Consider the following 15,525-nt stretch of genomic DNA (forward strand, 5'->3'; position numbering starts at 1 on the left):
GGCCAGCCCATGTTGAAGAAACTTGAGATAGATGTGTTGATGGCAGACTTGGCCTCAGTCGAGGCGATGCTGGCATCACGGACAGAAGAGGAAGATCCAAGTGGGTACTACCAGTTCAGCGCTCGCAAGACGCAGCTGGAGGAGGCCATTGCCCGCGCGGGCGAGCGCCCCGAGACTCATGCCGAACTTGGAATTTTCTTTGGTGGCGGTCCTGTGCAAGGCTCTCGCGGCATCAACGCAGATTTTGCGGGGAAAGCGCTGGATGACCTTCAAACGCTAGTTTCGAAGAAATTCTCCTCGAAGGAGGTAGGCCCGTTGGGCGCGCGCGGCCCTGTTCCACGCGCAGATACCTCCCAGCTCCTAGTCACCGGTGTGGCCCGAGGTTCGTTTGGGTTCGTGCTGGAAGAGTCAGGTGTTGATGGCGAGATTGTGAATACGCCCCTGAAAGAAACTGTTGATGAGATCACCGACATCTTGTCGCGGGTCGGCGCAGCTGATGAGGCGGTGTTCGATGAGGCTGCGGCCGAGTTGGACGAGCGCACTTTGGTCACCCTGAAGCAGTTCTTCCAGAGGCTGGACGATAGTGGTGCGACCATGAGGGTCGTGGACGGTTCACGTGACTTCTTGCTGGATCGCAACGCAGTCTCGATTGCGCGACAGCGTACTCAGGCAATGGAAATTGAGGAGCGAGGGGAAGAGTTGGTCGGCACGCTCTTTTTGCTTCCGAACTCACATCGATTTGAATTCAACCCGACGGATGGCCGAGCAGTTATGAAGGGGACGTTCGGCACTAACGTTGTGCGACAGCTTGAAGGCCAAGCTGAGCTAGGACAGGTTGCTATCGATCCGAGGGAAATACCTCGAAGACCGTGGCGAGTTGAGATTCGGACGCGGGAGATTCGCGAGCGAAATCGTGCTCCCCGCCAAGTCTTTACTCTTGTTCGTCTTATCGCTCCAGTCTAGATCGACATTGGCGGCTCGCGAGCGCATCGCATTAACTGATGCATCGCTGGCCGCCTCGATCATCTTTCCGCTCCTACTATCGCTCCTGAGCTCACGAGACTGGCCAGTGCGTTATATCGTTTGGCCTCTTCAAGGTGATCTGGGCTTAGGTGCGCGTACCGCATTGTCATCGTAAGGCTGGCGTGCCCCAATATTCTCTGCAGCGATAGGATGTTACCGCCGTTCATCATGAAGTGGCTTGCGAATGTGTGGCGCAGCACGTGAGTAAGCTGGCCATCCGGCAGTTCGATTTTCGCCCTCTCGATAGCCTCTCGAAAAGCAGAAGCAGCCGCGTCGAAAATCCGATCTTCTCGGCCGTACTGCTGATGGTGGGCTCGGATCTCGTTGTGTAGATCGCGGTCAATAGGCACCGCCCGTGTCTTTCCACTCTTGGTCCGAGCATACTGAATCAAGCCATCTCGTACCTGATGGATCGTCAAGCCTTCTGCCTCGCTCCATCTTGCACCCGTTGCCAGGCAGATTTTTGCGATCAGCTTCGCATGCCTGTTTCGACCTCGACCCAACTCGTGCAACAGGCGGATTATTTGAGAACGATCGAGGTAGGTCAGTTCACGTTCGACCACCTTGAATTGCCTTAGCGAGGAGAGCGGGTTATCTCCCTTCCACTGTCCAAGGCGCTTGAGCTCAGAAAATACGGATCTAAGATACGCGTGCTCGCGATTCATATTGGCAGGGCTGATACCGGCCTTAAGCCGCTCATCTCGATAAACCGCGAACGTCTGCACCGAGAATTTGTCCGCAACCGGATCTCTCATTGCCTCCGCCATCGCAATCAAGCGCCGCTTCATATCGTCACCCGATCTCAGCGAGCGTCCGTGGTGCTGGTACCAAGTGTCGATCAAGTTGGTTAGGCGCCGAAGGTCTCTGCGGGCGGGCATCCATGCATTGTCCTGATTAACCTGCGTCCTAAGCCACGCATCGTAAGCCTTAGCTTCGGCCAAGGTGGCCAAGGTCTTCCTCACACGCTTTGCTCCCCGCCCACCCGGCTGAACGTCGACCAGCCAGCCCGCGTCAGTTTTCTTGATGCTCATCGAATTTGTCTTTTCCCGCTTTAATACGAGCGATTTCGCGCCATCGAATCGTTTCGAGATCGTCGACTTTCGCTCGCTCGGCGCTTGTCAACTCCGCTCCGCCGTCATCCCCATACTTTTCCCGCAGGGCAATCATGAGCTTCCACTTCTGCTCAGCAACAGCTGTCGTCTCGTTGCTGAGCGCGGGTAGCTCGAGAGCCTTTGGAACACGGTGCCCATAGGCGAGATCCGATAACCCCGTCGCCAGCCAGAACGCGTGTGCAGGCCACGCCACACTCAGACGCTCGACCATATCGGCGTCCGGCCGCTTTCTTCCGAACCAAAAATTCTTCCAAATCGCCGCTGATATGCCGGTGGCCTCCTCAAGCTGCTTGTACCGACGGCTGTCGTCCGTCTTCGCCGAGATCAGGTGACGGATACGTTCGTCAATGTTTTCCATGCCACTCCCCTTGACACACTGTCGAACAGTGTCGTATAAATCCGATCATAGTGCTATTTCAGCACTACATCTAGACCAAATGGAACTCGCCGAAGGGCGATTTGGGACGATTATGAGTGATGAGGACGTGGTTGGCCAGATTGCTCCGTTCGGAGCGTACTCACCGTTGATGGATCGTAGGCACTTCGCACAAGCGGTTGGGGTAACGGCAGAAACCGTTGAAGGATGGATCGCCCGTCGCGAGTTGCCTATGGTCAAAGTCGGTCGACGCAACCTCGTCAATGTCGCGGCCATTCACCGTCGATGCTTGCTCGAGGAAGCGTGAAGTGGCCGCTCCCACAATCTTGGTTCGCTATGTCTCGGCATATTTCGAGCTTTGGGCGGCGACAGCCTCGATCCTTCCTACCACGGACCAGCGCTGTCTCGCTCAACTCGCCGAAACCCGCCTCCAACAACTCGCAAATCCCTCGGTCTCAGTTGTCGCTGACTTGTTGTTTCGCCAATCGAAGGAGCACGTGCTCACAACCGCGGCGCGTCTGCACCTTCAAAAGCTGGCGTGGGGACTGTCGATCGTTGCTGAGCTCGGTCCGAATCAGCGGCGTGAAGTAAGTCAATCTGCATCCATTTTCCTTAACGGTGCCTTTTAGGACTACATATGGGTCGCATGAAAAAATTGCTCGACGACGACGGTGTGCTCAAGTACTCGGCACGCCGTTCTAGCAGCGATGCGAAAACACCGATGAAGCCGGGGTCGTTTGCGGCGACGGAATCAGACTGCCCCCCCTTGACTAACAGGGGGGGAACGGAAAGACCGGCCATCGCGACGGTGCAGGAGTTGCAGATGGTTGTGACGGACACGGGCAAATTGAAAACCGTTCTGGTTCGCCGGCCGGTCAACGAACAGGTTGCGATGATCGACACGCTTCGCTTCACGGTGGGCGAGGAAACGTGGAGTCGGACGGCGGGCGTTCAGCTTGTCGCAGACGAGGCGTTCATCTTAGAAGCGAGCAAGCATCTAACGGAGATCTTCGGCTTTGGCATCACGCGTGACCTGAAAAAAATGCGTGACTTCTATACGAACGCGTGGGAACTCGGCGACAACTATGGGCACGTCGCTCTGGGTGGAGCTGGCCAGCGCCAAACCATGCTTATCAACCTGAACGGCCAAGGTTGCATTGCAGCTAAGGCCGGGTGGGAATCCCGCTTGCACGATTTTCTTGTCGATACGGCTGCTCGACCGACGATCACGCGCATTGACCTCGCGCATGACTGCATGCAGGGCGAATACACCGTCGATCAGATTGATGGTTGGTACGACGATGGCCTGTTTACATGCTCGGTGAATGCGCCGCGCCATGAATACAAGGGTGATTGGAAGAACCCGATCGGCAAGGGACGCAGCGTGTACATCGGCGTGCGTGGCAATGGAAAGCTTTGTCGAGCCTATGAGAAGGGACGAGAGCAAGGCGACGCACATTCGGAATGGGTGCGAATTGAGGTCGAGTTCCATAACAAGAAGCGAGTTATCCCGCTCAACGTACTGCTCGATCCGTCTAGTTACTTCGTCGGTGCGTATCCGTGCCTTCGTTTCCTCGATGCCTCGCGTACGCCAGAAAAGATTGAGATTAAACGCAAGGCGGCAGAGATCAACGTTGACGCGAGCCTTACGAACATCCGTACGAGCTATGGGAAGTACGCGTTCGTTCTGCGCAATCTGCTGGGCGACGCCGAATTTCTCGATGCGATCACGAATAGCTCGGGCAATTGGCCCGAACGTTTGAAGGTGCCCGATTACGAGACGTGTGCAGTTCCTGTCCACGTCTACGGCATCACGAATCCATACAACGATTTAGACCCCTCTGGCGATGGCTGGACAGAGGATCCGGTCTTTGCACCAGCCGCTGCGACAGGAAATGAACCATGCGATTCAAGAGCGATGTGAAGGTGTTGGGGATGAAGTCGAGTAAAGGTCAGATGGAAAACGGTACGTCCTTCGACAGCACAAAGGTCTACACCGAAACTGCACTCGACGATTCAAAGGGTACGGCCAAGGGCTTTGCGGTCGCAGAGTTCACGCTCGGTACGTCGGCTGAGTTTGATAAGTACAAGCATCTGCCCTTCCCCTTCGAGGCCTCGGCCGATCTGGAGATCGTGACGAACGGGAAGACACAAAAAACCGTGATGCATTCCTTGACACCGACTGCTCGCGCGGCGAAGGCGGGTTGATCATGGACGTCAGGGTCGTGTACGTGGTGCAGGACCTTGTTTCCGGCTACTTTTTGCGGCCCGATTCCGGGGACGTGGGCCAGACCGAGCGCCTGCGTGATGCGGTCGGCTTCGAGGATATCGGTGCGGCATATGAAGCCGGAGTTGACCATTGCGACGGGTCATTTGACGTCGTGCCGTTGATCTTCATTCCGAAGGGGAATTAATTGTGTCGGTCGGCGCTGTTCAGAACGTGTTGCTGTGTGTGCCTGTCAGCTCGGATCAGTCGTCAGCGCTCGATCAGCAGGTGTGTCCGCCTTCAGGCACTCAGTATTTTCATGTTCAGGCGCAGCAGGCTTACGTGGTCGATCCGGCCAGCGCGGGCTTCCTTGATGGGCTCGCACTGCCGTTCGATTACAGCGCTGCAGCGGGGTTCTTCGCGTTGGCGTTCACGATGATAGTTGGTATCTGGATGGTGAGCGCGAGCGCTGGAAGCATTCTCGCGTTGATCAAGCGGGGATGATGCGTACCGGGCGCTTCCCGGGATTTGTTTGTAGAGGGGTTAGCAATGAAAGAAAAATTTCAAGTAGTACTGAAGTCATTGGCAGGTGCTGCGGCGACGGGTTCGGCAGTGGCTGCACACGCAGCGACGACGCCACCGGATTTCACGCAGATCACATCGGCGGTGGACTTCAGCTCGGTCATCACCGCAATCATGTCGGTAGCTTCAACGATGGTCGTGGTGTACGTCGCATGGCGTGGTGCGAAGCTCGCGCTGCGTGCGGTCAAGGGCCTGTGATCTAACGATCACAATTGGTTTGGGGAGCTGCCGGGCTCCCCTTTTTTGTTTACGGGGACGGTGCGATGGTGTCGACGGACTGCTGGTATTTGGTGGTGTTCGCTTGGGGCATCGTGTGCGGATGGGCATGCGTGGCTGGCCTGAAGGGGTAACGGCATGGACAAGCGAAAGATTGTTTGTTGGCTGCTTGCGCTTGCCGTGTGCGGGCAAGCCGAAGCGGGCACGGTGCTGGTGTTCGATAAGGCGGGCAAGATCGTTTCGACCTATGTCGATCAGACTACGGCTTACAGCTACGGGAAAATGCAAACCGAGACATCCGGCCTCCTTTACAAGAAGTTGGGCTCGATGGGTCTAGAAGTAACCGACGTGAGGGTCACAAAGACGATTCAGGCGGTTGAAACGGTCGCGACGGGAGCCGCGAACGGTGCTCGCTCAGGGATAGGTGGTGGTTGGATTGGCATCGTCGTGGGTGCCGTGATTGGAGCTGTCGTGAATTGGGCGATTGGGCTGGGACTCGACAAGCTTGTGAAATGGCGCTTCGGGTCCGGCGACAGCGTCACCGCTACTACTTCTGCAAGTGCTCCGCCTATTGGGTCCTTCTACTATTTTGCGCTTGAGCGGGAATGGCCGGACACGTGCGGACAGCGGATCGAAAAAGACTACATGACCGATGTCGAGGCGTTCAACGCGGACTCAGCGGCATCTAAGCAAACCCCGGTTAGTTGCTACGGCACCGATCCGTCTAAGACCATGAATTGGCAGCTCGATAGCTGCGACGGGCGCGGCAACTGCACGGCCCACGCGACGAGCTGGGTCGATGGCAGCACGCTCAATTCCACGTTTAGCTACAACTATCAGTACGGTGTTCCCGTGAATCTTCAGGTGTCAGGCGGGGGCGATGGGTCACCGGTGACAACTGATATAGCGACGGCTACCAAGAACGTTCCGGACTCGGAGAAGGCACAGCCGGTCAATCCGGAGCTCGCTGCCAATACGGTGAATGCGCTTTGGCAGCAGGCATCGCAGCTGTCAGGCTATCAGGGTGTGCCGTATGACCCGAGCAACCCGGTGACGACGCAGGACGCGACGGACTGGCAGGACGCGAATCCGAGCTATACACCGACAGTAGGGGATGCTCTGGGCGTCGGTTCGGGCTCGGGGACGCAGGGGCAGTCGGGTGTAGGAGGCTCGCTTGGTTCGCTGCCAATTCACAATACACCCGGGTCTTCTGACCCGACGCCCGGAGCTAATCCCGGCACAGGCAGCGGCACTGGTACGGGCACCGGGACGGGTTCGTCGGGGTCGCAGTGTGGAGCACCGGGACAGCCGCCGTGCGAGGTCGATTTCGGTGCGAATCCGAACACTCCGCAGCCATCTCTGGAGAACACGCCGACGATCCAGATGATCCTCGGGCCGATCTTCAACATGCTTCCGGGCTTCAATTCGTTTCAAGTGCCGGCGCACACGGGAGTGTGTCCGACTGCGACGTTTGCGATGTTCGGGCGTAGCTACACGATGGATCAGCACTGCACGTTGTTCGAGCAAAACCGGACGGCGATCAATGCAATGTTCGCGCTCGTGTTCGTCCTAGCTTCCGTGTTCATCGTTCTCTCGGCGTGAGGTGATGCATGTATGCGATTTTGATGTCGGCGGTTTGGTCGGCGCTGTCGTGGTTGTTCCGCTCGGTACTGGTGAAGTTTGTGCTGTATTTCGGGTTGTATTTCTTCGTGACGGAATCGGTGACGTTTCTGCAAGGTCAGGGGGTTCTACCGACCGTGGCCTCTTTGACGCAGGCGTTCGGTGTGGTTGGCTCGGGTGTCTGGTATTTCCTCGATCTGTGCTCGGTCAGTTATGGGATGCCGTTGGTTATCGCGGCGTACGCAGCGCGATTTCTTATTCGTCGTATTCCGCTGATCGGGTGACACTATGCCGATAAATGCGTTTGGCGGTGGTCCGGGTAGCGGAAAGACGTACGGTGTGATGGAGCACGTGATTCTGCCTGCAGTGTCGAAGGGGCGCTTCATCGTCACGAACATTGATGGTCTCGATCCGGACGCTATCTATCAGTACGTGGCTGAGAACGCGCCGAAGGGTACGATTATTTGCATCGGGCATATCCGGGGTTGTGATCGCAGCGCGCCGGAGGAGGACAACTTCTTTCCGGGGGAAGATGCGCTTGATAAGCCGATGCCGATTCCTGACCCTGAGTTTGGTCGCGTGTGGGGCGGAGACTTGGTGGTGATCGATGAGGCCACACGGTACTGGTCGCAGGGCGAAAAGATCAAGCGGTCTCACGCCTACTTTTTCCGGGAGCATCGTCACTTCACGAACGTCATGGGCCATAGCTGCGACTTAGTGGTCATCGATCCGGATCTGACGATGTTAGCGCGCGCGCTGAAAGGAAAGATCGAGATGTCGTCGGTCACACACAAGCCCAAGGCACTCGGCCTGAACCGGTACTCGGTCAATTTGTATCGCGGCGTCAAGTTCTCAGCCAAACCGATGTCGTCTAGCGGCCCCTTTGCGTTCAAGAAGGAGATCTATGCGCTGTACAAGAGCTACAGCCATGCCCAGGCGAAAGAGCAGCCTATCGATCGTCGACAGAACATTTTGCTACACGGTAAGACTTGGGTAGTCGGCGGTGGGATGGTCCTCTTGTTGTGTGCCGGGTTGTGGGGCGTGACGCGGTATTTCTCACACAAGGAGAAGTCGACGGAAGGTCACGCTGCTACCGCGTCTATTGACGGCGCCTCGGTACCAGCGGTGCCGGGAAGTATGGCCGGGGTGCCAACACCCGGTTCCACGCTCGCACCTCGGGCATCTGACGTGTCGAACACATGGCGCGTTCTGGGTCGCTTTGAGTCGGATTCTGTGCAGTATGTCGTACTCGGTGATTCCAGCGGGCGCATGCGGGTCGATTCGCCAGCGGCTTTTAATGGCTTGGGGTCGGCAATCGTGGGACACGTTGACGGTGAACGTGTGTCCATGTGGTCGGGTGCAAAGCCAGCGGCTTTGTCAGTGCCTATTCCAGGAGGGATCGGGAAATGAACCTCAAGCGTCTGCTCACGCTTGTAGTGATGTGGCCTGCAATTGCGTTGGCTGACAACCCGGCATCGATACCGGTGGTTCCACCGTTACCGACATTGGCATCGCTCGAGCATCCGTCGGAAACACCGCTTCCCGTGTCAGCATCGGCCACGCCGACACAGCCAATGGTCCAGCACTCGAAGGGCAACTCCTTCGACCTGCGGTTCGCTACCGTTTCGTACGTCGTCGACTTTGTGTACGAGAACGCCGTGAAAACGCCGCATGTGATCGGCCCGGATGTCCTTGCAGATCAGCGACAGGTATCGTTTCGCTATAAGGCCGAAAACGGCGATTTGCGTCGCTTTCTATCGGCGTTCCTTGATTCGCTTGGGTATGTTGTGACCGTGCGCGATGGCGTGGATTTCATCGGGAAGAAACCTGACGCGGATCAACCGAAAGGAATGCGCGAGCTTTTCGTCTACGTGCCGCGCTACCGCAAAGCGGATTACCTGATGCGCTTGGTGCAGCCGCTGGTAGGCGGGAGGTTCACGACACAGCGTGGTGTTTCACTGACTGGCGCAGCCGCTTTGCAGGGTAAGGGCGAAATTGCGCGGAGCGTGCCGCCGGAATCGGCAGCGGCAATGATTGACCAGAGCACTGATCAGCTGGTTTTCATGGGGACGCCGGATGAGATCGAAGCTCTACAGAAAGTGTTGCCGATGGTCGATGTAGCCCGCGGCAAGGTGAATCTGCGTGCGTGGGTCTACGAAGTCAATAACACGACGCAGGATCAGTCGGGATTTGCGCTTGCGGTTAGTCTCTTCGGTGCTGCGGTCGGATTGAACGTGAATAATGGGCTATCCGATCCTTCGGCGTCGACGGTGCAACTTCGCGCTGGCAATGCAGTTACGCTCGGCATTCAAGCGCTTGATGCTGACAGCCGATTCAAGGTCCTCACGCGTCCCAACCTCACGGTGCTATCCGGCGATCGCGCTCGTCTCAACGTCGGTCAACAGGTGCCGACGCAGGGACAGGTGAGTTACCAAGGGCCGAGTGGAACTCCGGTTCAGTCAGTTGTTTATCAGGACGCCGGCGTTATTTTCGACGTTCAGCCAACTGTGATGCGAGACACGATAGAGCTGGCTGTAGAAGAGGAAATTTCCGACTTCGTGCGCACGTCAACGGGCGTGAATACGTCGCCCACGAAAAATACGCGGAAGCTTCAAACCGTCACAACGCTGAGCGATGGTGAAGTCGCGGTAATCGGCGGCTTGTTGCAGTCACATGATTCGTTGTCGTCTTCGGGCCTCTCGTTTCTCCCGAAATGGGCGAAAGGTCATGGCTCTCTGCATGATCAGACAGAAATTGTCCTTGTTCTGCAAGTAACGAAGATCTAAGTACGACGTAGGCAAGGCTCCATCGCCCGCAACGTGGGTGAGGACGTGGAGCCTTGCCTACCGCGCCTCCCCTGCACATGAGCGCTGGGCGAGCCATCGACGTTCGGCCCTCCACGATCGTTCGACATCGACGCGTGCATCGCCGACAATCCCGCATGCTGACTATCCTTGGATATGGCTGCAATGGAAAACGAGACAACTGCATCGAAAGAATCGGCACGCGCGCAGATGATGGACGCAACAGCACGCTTCATCAAGAAACTTGACACCATTCCGGGCTGGCACGAGGCGCGGGTTTCGAGCTTGGTAGCGACAATGGATCTCGATGGAATGTTGTCGGAGTCGACTGATGAGGCTAGGCCGTTTCAGCTCCCCCCTGACGTGGAGCTGCAGCATGCGGTCGTCACCCGTTACCTCGAGCTATACGACGTCGCGCTCTCTGTAAGGTCGTGCGAGTATTACTTCCGTCGTTTCCCATTCAACGGCTTACCCGTGACTCGGCATGAGCACCTAAGTAACGCTTGCGAGTTGTACTTCAGCCGCATCTACCAGTTCAAAGAGCGTCTCAAGCAACTGGTTGATGCTGTCGATCGCTTGGTGCCCAAACATGGCATTCAGTTCGGCCCTTTCATCAAGCAATTCGGCAAGGAGTTCGATCAGGAAATTCGCGAACGCAATCAGATTCACCACCATCAAAAGTTCGCAGATCTCGATATCGAGCGCGTCTATCTGACAGGGATGCATGACCTTGTGTACCCGAACGGTGGGTGGAAAACAGAACAACGCATTTACTACCGAAAGGTCGCGAAGACATGGGCGCAGCGTGTTCGCAATCGTGGCGAACGATTGGACATGTTCGTCGACGCAGTCGCCGAGGCGCTTCTGAAAGGTTGCCCCTTCCTCACCGATATTTAGAACCCACCTATGCAACCTGACATTGCCACCTCGGATCCCGTAATCGCATTTTTTGAATGGTTCGTGTTTGATGCGGACGGAGCCCGCTACTTTGCGGGAAAACCTCAAATGAACCGTTCGCGATACAGCATGAGCATGCGGATCGTGCGCTTCGATCCTGAGACGCGCAGAGGAACTGACGAGTCTGGAACCGTGTACGAGTTGATGGGGACGTGCGCCTTCTGCGTCTCGGTGCCGGTCGTCTGGGAGACGTGGCTAAGCGATCGAGAATGGTTGAACTGGCGGGACGTGACCTCCGAGTATATGGCGCCCCGTCCTACATGCCACTAGACGTCAGTTGCGCGCTTAGTCTTCAATCGCGGACGCATACTTCATTGCGCGAGCGTCAATCAGTGCGTGGTGCCGTCCTGCGTGCCGGCGAAAGTAGTCCTCCATGCGCTGCTGATCAAGCCCAATGCGGCAGGCTTGCCAACCAGCAGGCGGACCGTCCATCAGGTCACATAGCAGTTCCCAATCACCACCGTAGTCAAAACACAGCAGGCGCTCGCGCTCGTTGACGTATTGATCGAGCCAGTGGCTCAGCTCAGTGTGTAAAGAATCGCGCGTGAACACCCGGTCCGGGTATTGTCCGAGCTGGGGAAGAACCGCTGCGTGGACGAACTCGCTGCAGCTAGATTGACCTGCCCCCCGCGTTTAGTACGGTGACGGTGTAGAGTCCGTTCCAGAGAGGAACGGCAATGAAAAAGCGATTCACTGAAGAACAAATCATCGGCATCTTGAAGGAAGCCGAAGCTGGCTTGAAGCCGGCGGAGTTGTGCCGCAAGTACGGCATCTCGGAAGCGACCTACTACAACTGGAAAGCGAAGTTCGGCGGGATGACGGTCTCCGATGCGCAGCGCCTGAAGGAACTGGAGCAGGAGAACAACAAGCTCAAGCGCCTGTTGGCCGAATCAATGCTCGACAACGCCGCGCTGAAGGACCTGCTGGCTCGAAAGTAGCAAGCCCGCAGGCCAAGCGCGAAGCGGTCCGGATATTGATGACCGAACGCGCCATGGGGGTTACCCGGGCCTGCGGGCTGGTAGGGATTTCGCGCTCGCTGTTCCACTACGAATCACGCCGCCGAGTTGACGACGAAGCGCTGACTGGCCGGATGATGGCCATCGCCGCGCAGAAGCGCCGCTACGGTTATCGCCGGATTCACGTGCTGTTGCAGCGGGATGGTTGCTTCGCCAACCACAAGCGCATCTGGCGCCTGTACAGCAAGGCGGGACTGAGCGTGCGCAAGCGGCGACGCAAGCGTATTGCGGCTGTCGAGCGCACGCCGCTGCCGTTACCAACAGGCCCGAATCAGAGCTGGTCGATGGACTTCGTTTCTGACGGGCTGGCCTATGGTCGGCGGTTTCGATGCCTGAACGTGGTCGACGACTACACGCGCGAGTGCTTGGCCATCGAGGTCGATACTTCGCTGCCGGGCTTACGAGTGCAGCAAGTGCTCGAGCGGCTCAAGGAGATGCGAGGCTTACCCGCATCCATCACGGTCGACAACGGGCCGGAGTTCGCTGGTAAGGTGCTGGATGCATGGGCCTACGAAGCCGGTGTCACGCTGTCGTTCATTCGGCCTGGCAAGCCGGTGGAAAATGCCTATATCGAGAGCTTCAACGGGCGGTTCCGAGATGAATGCCTGAACGAGCACTGGTTCGTGTCAATGCGCCACGCCAAGCGGCTGATTGAGGAATGGCGTATCGAGTACAACACCGAGCGGCCTCATAGTTCGCTCGGTTATCTGACACCCGTGCAGTTCGCCCGGGCGCACGATGCAAAGCAACAGTTTTTAACCTCGGACTCTAACTGCAGTCCGGACTAAAACCGGGGGCAGGTCAAGATTGCTCAAAATCCGAGCGCTCCCCATAAAACTCACGGCCGTCATCAGCGACGAGGCCAATGCTGATGAGCTCGCAGTCGAGGAAATCCGTGAATTCGGTGTCGACATAAACGTGCACCGGCATTGCTGAACGCTCCGGGAGGCAGATTGAATGCGAGGATACCTTACATCGAGTTTGCGTACGGAATACGTGCAGCGCATGACCATTCCGCAAGTACTCTACCAATCTACGTGTTACCAAATCTGTAAGTGATTGATTTTTAACGAGTCCCCATTAGGGACTCGTTGTTCCATGCCTGTACTCTTTCAGCAAGCCGTTGATTTTGTTGGATTCCCGAGTCGGGAAAGCCCGCCGCTTGGATCTTGAGGGCCGCGCACGATTCGGGCGGCTAGCGTGAGGAGTGTCCGGCACGTAATCGACGCGGCCTAGTGCGACTGCGTCTCTGCAGCGTCCGACGGGTGATCGCGCGGCTCAGCGCGGCCCGCCGGACCGAGTAGCGGGTATATTCGATACCGTGTCCGACAGCTGCAGCGCTTTCTGCCCGCTCCCCCTTGCCAAACGATTATGGGGTCTCGAACATCGTACGGCGTGAAATATCGGCCTTCTCCGGCTCATTTCCAAAAATCACCTTTTGAATCAAGCCCTTCAAAGTTTGAATGCCTTGACTGACCGACACCGACGGCGAGATCGAGTGATTCGCGTGACTGTGGCGCCAGCGTCAACTAAGTGTCAACGCCACAGTCGAATACAGTCGACCACTGTCGCTCTGTTGCCATAAAGCGACGGAAGTATCGACCACTGTCGGCCACTGTCGCCTTCACAAGGGACTCTTAATCCGTAGGTCGAGTGTTCGAGTCACTCACGCCCCACCAGGAATTCCGAAGCCCGGTTAGCGAAAGCTGACCGGGCTTTTTCCTTTTCCGCCGTCGCACGCGCGGCGCGCGCCCTGTCGCAGTACGCCACCACACGCCCGCTCCGCATCGTTTCCGCTAGAATCGTCCGACAAATATCACACGACCGGCGCAGGCACTGCCGTTTGCCCGCCGGCACTGAGAGAACATGGGACGTCAGTCATGGAAGCATGTAACCGAGACGCGACCATTCAGAGAGCCTGGTTGCGCCGATATCGGCGGGTCCGTCGGGACACGCCACTCCAACGATCACACCGGCATCCGCAGTGCGACGCACGAACCGGATCCGGTCATGCCGGGTAAGGACGCACTCGTCGCGCTGGCGCTCGGCGCCGTGCTGCTCGTACTGGCAGGCGTGCTCGCCGTCACGACCGGCCACGCGTCCGGCCACCTCGTGCGCACGCCGGGCACGGTCGTCCGTATCGTGCAGGACAGCGACGCGATGCGCGCATACCGGCCGATCGTCGCGTATCTCGCGAACGACGGCCAGCGCCGCGAGATCGCCGGCAATACCGCGTCGACCATCCCCGCCTACGACATCGGCGAGAACGTCGACGTCCTGCTCGATCCCGTCCATCCCGAGCGCCCCGCGCTGATCGACGATTTCGCGCAACGCTGGTTTCCAGCGGCGGTGGCGGCGCTACTCGCCGTCGCGTCGTTCGCGATCGGCGCTCTGCTGATCGCCGGCAAGCGCCACCGCATGCAATCCGATGCGCCGCCCACCCGCGCCGAGCGCAAGCAGGCGCGACGCCGCTGGGATATCGCGATCGTGCTGATTCCGATCACGATCGGCACGGGCTTCATTGCCGGCGCCGGTGCGGCCGGCCTGCGTCAGTGGCAAATCGCCCACCACTACGCGCGCTCAACCGGCCACGTCGTCGAGATCGCCAAAAGTGCGCGGTCAGCCCGCTCGCGCACGTCGCTGTATTCGGCGATCGTCGCGTTCACGACCGACAGCGGACGCCAGATCACGTTCGCCCAGGGCGCGGCGGCGTCGCATCCGGGCCTGCAGGAAGGCGAAGCGGTCAACGTGCTGTACGACCCCGTCACCCCCGAGCGCGCGGTCGTCGACCGCTTCTGGGATCGTTGGGGCCTCACGGCCATCCTGCTCGCAATCGGTGCGCCGTTCCTCGCGGCCGGGCTGTTCGTCGCCGCGACGCTGTGGCCGGAGCATCGGCCGCACGAAATCGCCCCATGACGCTCGCGCGCCGGTCGCGCACCGCCCGGCGCGACGACCGGTACGGCGCGCGCGTCATCGCTCCCTGAACGCCTCCACCTTCGCGCGGTTCCCGCACGTACGCATGTCGCACCAGCGGCGTCCGACGCCGCGGCCGCGATCGACGAAGAACCACGTGCACCGGCCGCACTGCCTCACCCGCGCGAAATCGTCGCTGCGCAGCAGTTGCTCGAAGCCGAGTGCGGCCGCGTCGACCCAGCGCGACGCGGCGCGCGCGTCGGGCCGCCACGCGAACCGGCCGTCGACCGCCTCGAACGCGCTGCGCCCGATCGCGTCGCGAATCGCGACGGCGAGCCGGTCCGCCGCACGCGCGCCGGCCGTGCCGCCGCCTCCGGCCGTCAGGTGCGAGATCGCCGTGTAGGCATCCTCGCGAAAGCGAAGCAGCGCCGCCAGCGCATCCGCGTCGTCCTGCCGCGCATGACGCAGCAGCCGCGCCAGATCGGCCGGCGCCAGCAGCCCCGATCGTTCCGCCCACGCATGCACGGCCGGCCAGTCGACGAGCTTGTCGGCGGCGCGCGTCTTGCCCGTATCGGCCACCGTGTTGAGGAAGTCGAGCGCCGGATGGCCGCCGACGAAATCGGCTGCGCCCCATGCGTGCGCAGGTTGCGCGGGTTCGTATCGAGTAACCATTTATTTTCGCCTATCGGTTTCACATCCG

At 58.7% G+C, this 15,525-nt stretch carries 18 protein-coding genes; 14 read left to right on the top strand and 4 right to left on the bottom strand.

Annotation, left to right across the window (positions count from 1 at the left end):
- Positions 1-9: 9 nt before the first annotated feature.
- A complete protein-coding gene (locus tag CFB41_RS16710; RefSeq protein WP_089457127.1) occupies positions 10-963 on the top strand; it encodes a hypothetical protein in 954 nt (317 codons plus the stop codon).
- A gap of 59 nt (positions 964-1,022) precedes the next feature.
- Here CFB41_RS16710 and CFB41_RS16715 read toward each other — a convergent pair whose 3' ends face one another.
- Positions 1,023-2,054, bottom strand: a complete 1,032-nt coding sequence (locus tag CFB41_RS16715) for a tyrosine-type recombinase/integrase (protein ID WP_089457128.1) — start codon at positions 2,052-2,054, stop codon at positions 1,023-1,025.
- A complete protein-coding gene (locus CFB41_RS16720; protein WP_089457129.1) occupies positions 2,035-2,493 on the bottom strand; it encodes a hypothetical protein in 459 nt (152 codons plus the stop codon). The genes CFB41_RS16715 and CFB41_RS16720 overlap by 20 nt, the downstream gene beginning before the upstream one ends.
- Positions 2,494-2,572: 79 nt before the next feature.
- On the opposite strand from CFB41_RS16720, the gene CFB41_RS38470 reads away from it, so the two are divergent.
- From CFB41_RS38470 to CFB41_RS16785, 12 genes are all read left to right on the top strand, one after another.
- On the top strand, positions 2,573-2,818 hold the full coding sequence (locus CFB41_RS38470) for a hypothetical protein (protein WP_089457130.1): 246 nt from the start codon (positions 2,573-2,575) through the stop codon (positions 2,816-2,818).
- Between the two features lie 339 nt (positions 2,819-3,157).
- Positions 3,158-4,435 (top strand): replication initiation factor domain-containing protein, encoded by a 1,278-nt coding sequence (locus tag CFB41_RS16730; RefSeq protein ID WP_256941060.1) that lies wholly within the window; start codon positions 3,158-3,160, stop codon positions 4,433-4,435.
- Positions 4,414-4,719 carry a hypothetical protein gene (locus CFB41_RS16735; RefSeq protein ID WP_089457131.1) on the top strand — a complete coding sequence of 102 codons (306 nt, stop codon included), beginning with the start codon at positions 4,414-4,416 and terminating at the stop codon, positions 4,717-4,719. Before CFB41_RS16730 ends, CFB41_RS16735 begins: the two co-directional genes overlap by 22 nt.
- A gap of 2 nt (positions 4,720-4,721) precedes the next feature.
- The gene (locus CFB41_RS16740) at positions 4,722-4,925 is read left to right on the top strand and encodes a hypothetical protein (RefSeq protein ID WP_059548486.1); all 204 of its coding nucleotides are present in this window, start codon (positions 4,722-4,724) and stop codon (positions 4,923-4,925) included.
- A 2-nt stretch (positions 4,926-4,927) separates the two neighbouring features.
- Entirely contained in the window at positions 4,928-5,221 is a 294-nt protein-coding gene (locus CFB41_RS16745; RefSeq protein ID WP_089457132.1) for a hypothetical protein, read from the top strand.
- A gap of 45 nt (positions 5,222-5,266) precedes the next feature.
- On the top strand, positions 5,267-5,497 hold the full coding sequence (locus CFB41_RS37505; protein WP_144029938.1) for a hypothetical protein: 231 nt from the start codon (positions 5,267-5,269) through the stop codon (positions 5,495-5,497).
- A 156-nt stretch (positions 5,498-5,653) separates the two neighbouring features.
- Positions 5,654-7,117: a hypothetical protein gene (locus tag CFB41_RS16750; RefSeq protein WP_089457133.1), complete on the top strand. Its 1,464-nt coding sequence runs from the start codon at positions 5,654-5,656 to the stop codon at positions 7,115-7,117.
- Between the two features lie 8 nt (positions 7,118-7,125).
- Positions 7,126-7,419 (top strand): DUF2523 family protein, encoded by a 294-nt coding sequence (locus CFB41_RS16755; protein ID WP_089457134.1) that lies wholly within the window; start codon positions 7,126-7,128, stop codon positions 7,417-7,419.
- 4 nt (positions 7,420-7,423) lie between these two features.
- Entirely contained in the window at positions 7,424-8,545 is a 1,122-nt protein-coding gene (locus tag CFB41_RS16760) for a zonular occludens toxin domain-containing protein (RefSeq protein WP_089457135.1), read from the top strand.
- Positions 8,542-9,921, top strand: a complete 1,380-nt coding sequence (locus tag CFB41_RS16765) for a type II secretion system protein GspD (protein WP_089457136.1) — start codon at positions 8,542-8,544, stop codon at positions 9,919-9,921. Before CFB41_RS16760 ends, CFB41_RS16765 begins: the two co-directional genes overlap by 4 nt.
- A gap of 183 nt (positions 9,922-10,104) precedes the next feature.
- Positions 10,105-10,836, top strand: a complete 732-nt coding sequence (locus CFB41_RS16770) for a hypothetical protein (protein ID WP_256941061.1) — start codon at positions 10,105-10,107, stop codon at positions 10,834-10,836.
- A gap of 737 nt (positions 10,837-11,573) precedes the next feature.
- Positions 11,574-12,700, top strand: a protein-coding gene (locus CFB41_RS16785) for an IS3 family transposase (protein ID WP_089456894.1) whose coding sequence is annotated in 2 segments (ribosomal slippage) — positions 11,574-11,814 and positions 11,814-12,700 — 1,128 coding nt in all. Because the reading frame shifts where the segments join, the coding sequence is not laid out codon by codon here.
- Positions 12,701-12,713: 13 nt separating this feature from the next.
- Here CFB41_RS16785 and CFB41_RS37510 read toward each other — a convergent pair.
- On the bottom strand, positions 12,714-12,842 hold the full coding sequence (locus tag CFB41_RS37510; RefSeq protein ID WP_306427071.1) for a 3'-5' exoribonuclease: 129 nt from the start codon (positions 12,840-12,842) through the stop codon (positions 12,714-12,716).
- 936 nt (positions 12,843-13,778) lie between these two features.
- Between CFB41_RS37510 and CFB41_RS16790 the strand changes: the two genes are divergently transcribed.
- Complete coding sequence (locus CFB41_RS16790) at positions 13,779-14,828, top strand: DUF3592 domain-containing protein (RefSeq protein ID WP_089457139.1); 1,050 nt, start codon at positions 13,779-13,781, stop codon at positions 14,826-14,828.
- A 54-nt stretch (positions 14,829-14,882) separates the two neighbouring features.
- On the opposite strand, the gene CFB41_RS16795 is transcribed toward CFB41_RS16790, so the two are convergent.
- Positions 14,883-15,497 carry a CGNR zinc finger domain-containing protein gene (locus tag CFB41_RS16795; protein ID WP_089457140.1) on the bottom strand — a complete coding sequence of 205 codons (615 nt, stop codon included), beginning with the start codon at positions 15,495-15,497 and terminating at the stop codon, positions 14,883-14,885.
- Between the last annotated feature and the right edge of the window lie 28 nt (positions 15,498-15,525).

Source organism: Burkholderia sp. AU33803 (assembly GCF_002223095.1).
GTDB lineage: Bacteria > Pseudomonadota > Gammaproteobacteria > Burkholderiales > Burkholderiaceae > Burkholderia.

Bases quoted from the DNA above. Each gene is read 5' to 3' on its own strand.
- CFB41_RS38470 (WP_089457130.1), top strand. From the start codon at position 2,573: ATGGAACTCGCCGAAGGGCGATTTGGGACGATTATGAGTGATGAGGAC.
- CFB41_RS37510 (WP_306427071.1), bottom strand. From the start codon at position 12,842: ATGCCGGTGCACGTTTATGTCGACACCGAATTCACGGATTTCCTCGAC.
- CFB41_RS16715 (WP_089457128.1), bottom strand. From the start codon at position 2,054: ATGAGCATCAAGAAAACTGACGCGGGCTGGCTGGTCGACGTTCAGCCG.
- CFB41_RS16760 (WP_089457135.1), top strand. From the start codon at position 7,424: ATGCCGATAAATGCGTTTGGCGGTGGTCCGGGTAGCGGAAAGACGTAC.
- CFB41_RS16720 (WP_089457129.1), bottom strand. From the start codon at position 2,493: ATGGAAAACATTGACGAACGTATCCGTCACCTGATCTCGGCGAAGACG.
- CFB41_RS16740 (WP_059548486.1), top strand. From the start codon at position 4,722: ATGGACGTCAGGGTCGTGTACGTGGTGCAGGACCTTGTTTCCGGCTAC.
- CFB41_RS16770 (WP_256941061.1), top strand. From the start codon at position 10,105: ATGGAAAACGAGACAACTGCATCGAAAGAATCGGCACGCGCGCAGATG.
- CFB41_RS16795 (WP_089457140.1), bottom strand. From the start codon at position 15,497: ATGGTTACTCGATACGAACCCGCGCAACCTGCGCACGCATGGGGCGCA.
- CFB41_RS16710 (WP_089457127.1), top strand. From the start codon at position 10: ATGTTGAAGAAACTTGAGATAGATGTGTTGATGGCAGACTTGGCCTCA.
- CFB41_RS16755 (WP_089457134.1), top strand. From the start codon at position 7,126: ATGTATGCGATTTTGATGTCGGCGGTTTGGTCGGCGCTGTCGTGGTTG.
- CFB41_RS16735 (WP_089457131.1), top strand. From the start codon at position 4,414: ATGCGATTCAAGAGCGATGTGAAGGTGTTGGGGATGAAGTCGAGTAAA.
- CFB41_RS16730 (WP_256941060.1), top strand. From the start codon at position 3,158: ATGAAAAAATTGCTCGACGACGACGGTGTGCTCAAGTACTCGGCACGC.
- CFB41_RS16790 (WP_089457139.1), top strand. From the start codon at position 13,779: ATGGGACGTCAGTCATGGAAGCATGTAACCGAGACGCGACCATTCAGA.
- CFB41_RS16765 (WP_089457136.1), top strand. From the start codon at position 8,542: ATGAACCTCAAGCGTCTGCTCACGCTTGTAGTGATGTGGCCTGCAATT.
- CFB41_RS16750 (WP_089457133.1), top strand. From the start codon at position 5,654: ATGGACAAGCGAAAGATTGTTTGTTGGCTGCTTGCGCTTGCCGTGTGC.
- CFB41_RS37505 (WP_144029938.1), top strand. From the start codon at position 5,267: ATGAAAGAAAAATTTCAAGTAGTACTGAAGTCATTGGCAGGTGCTGCG.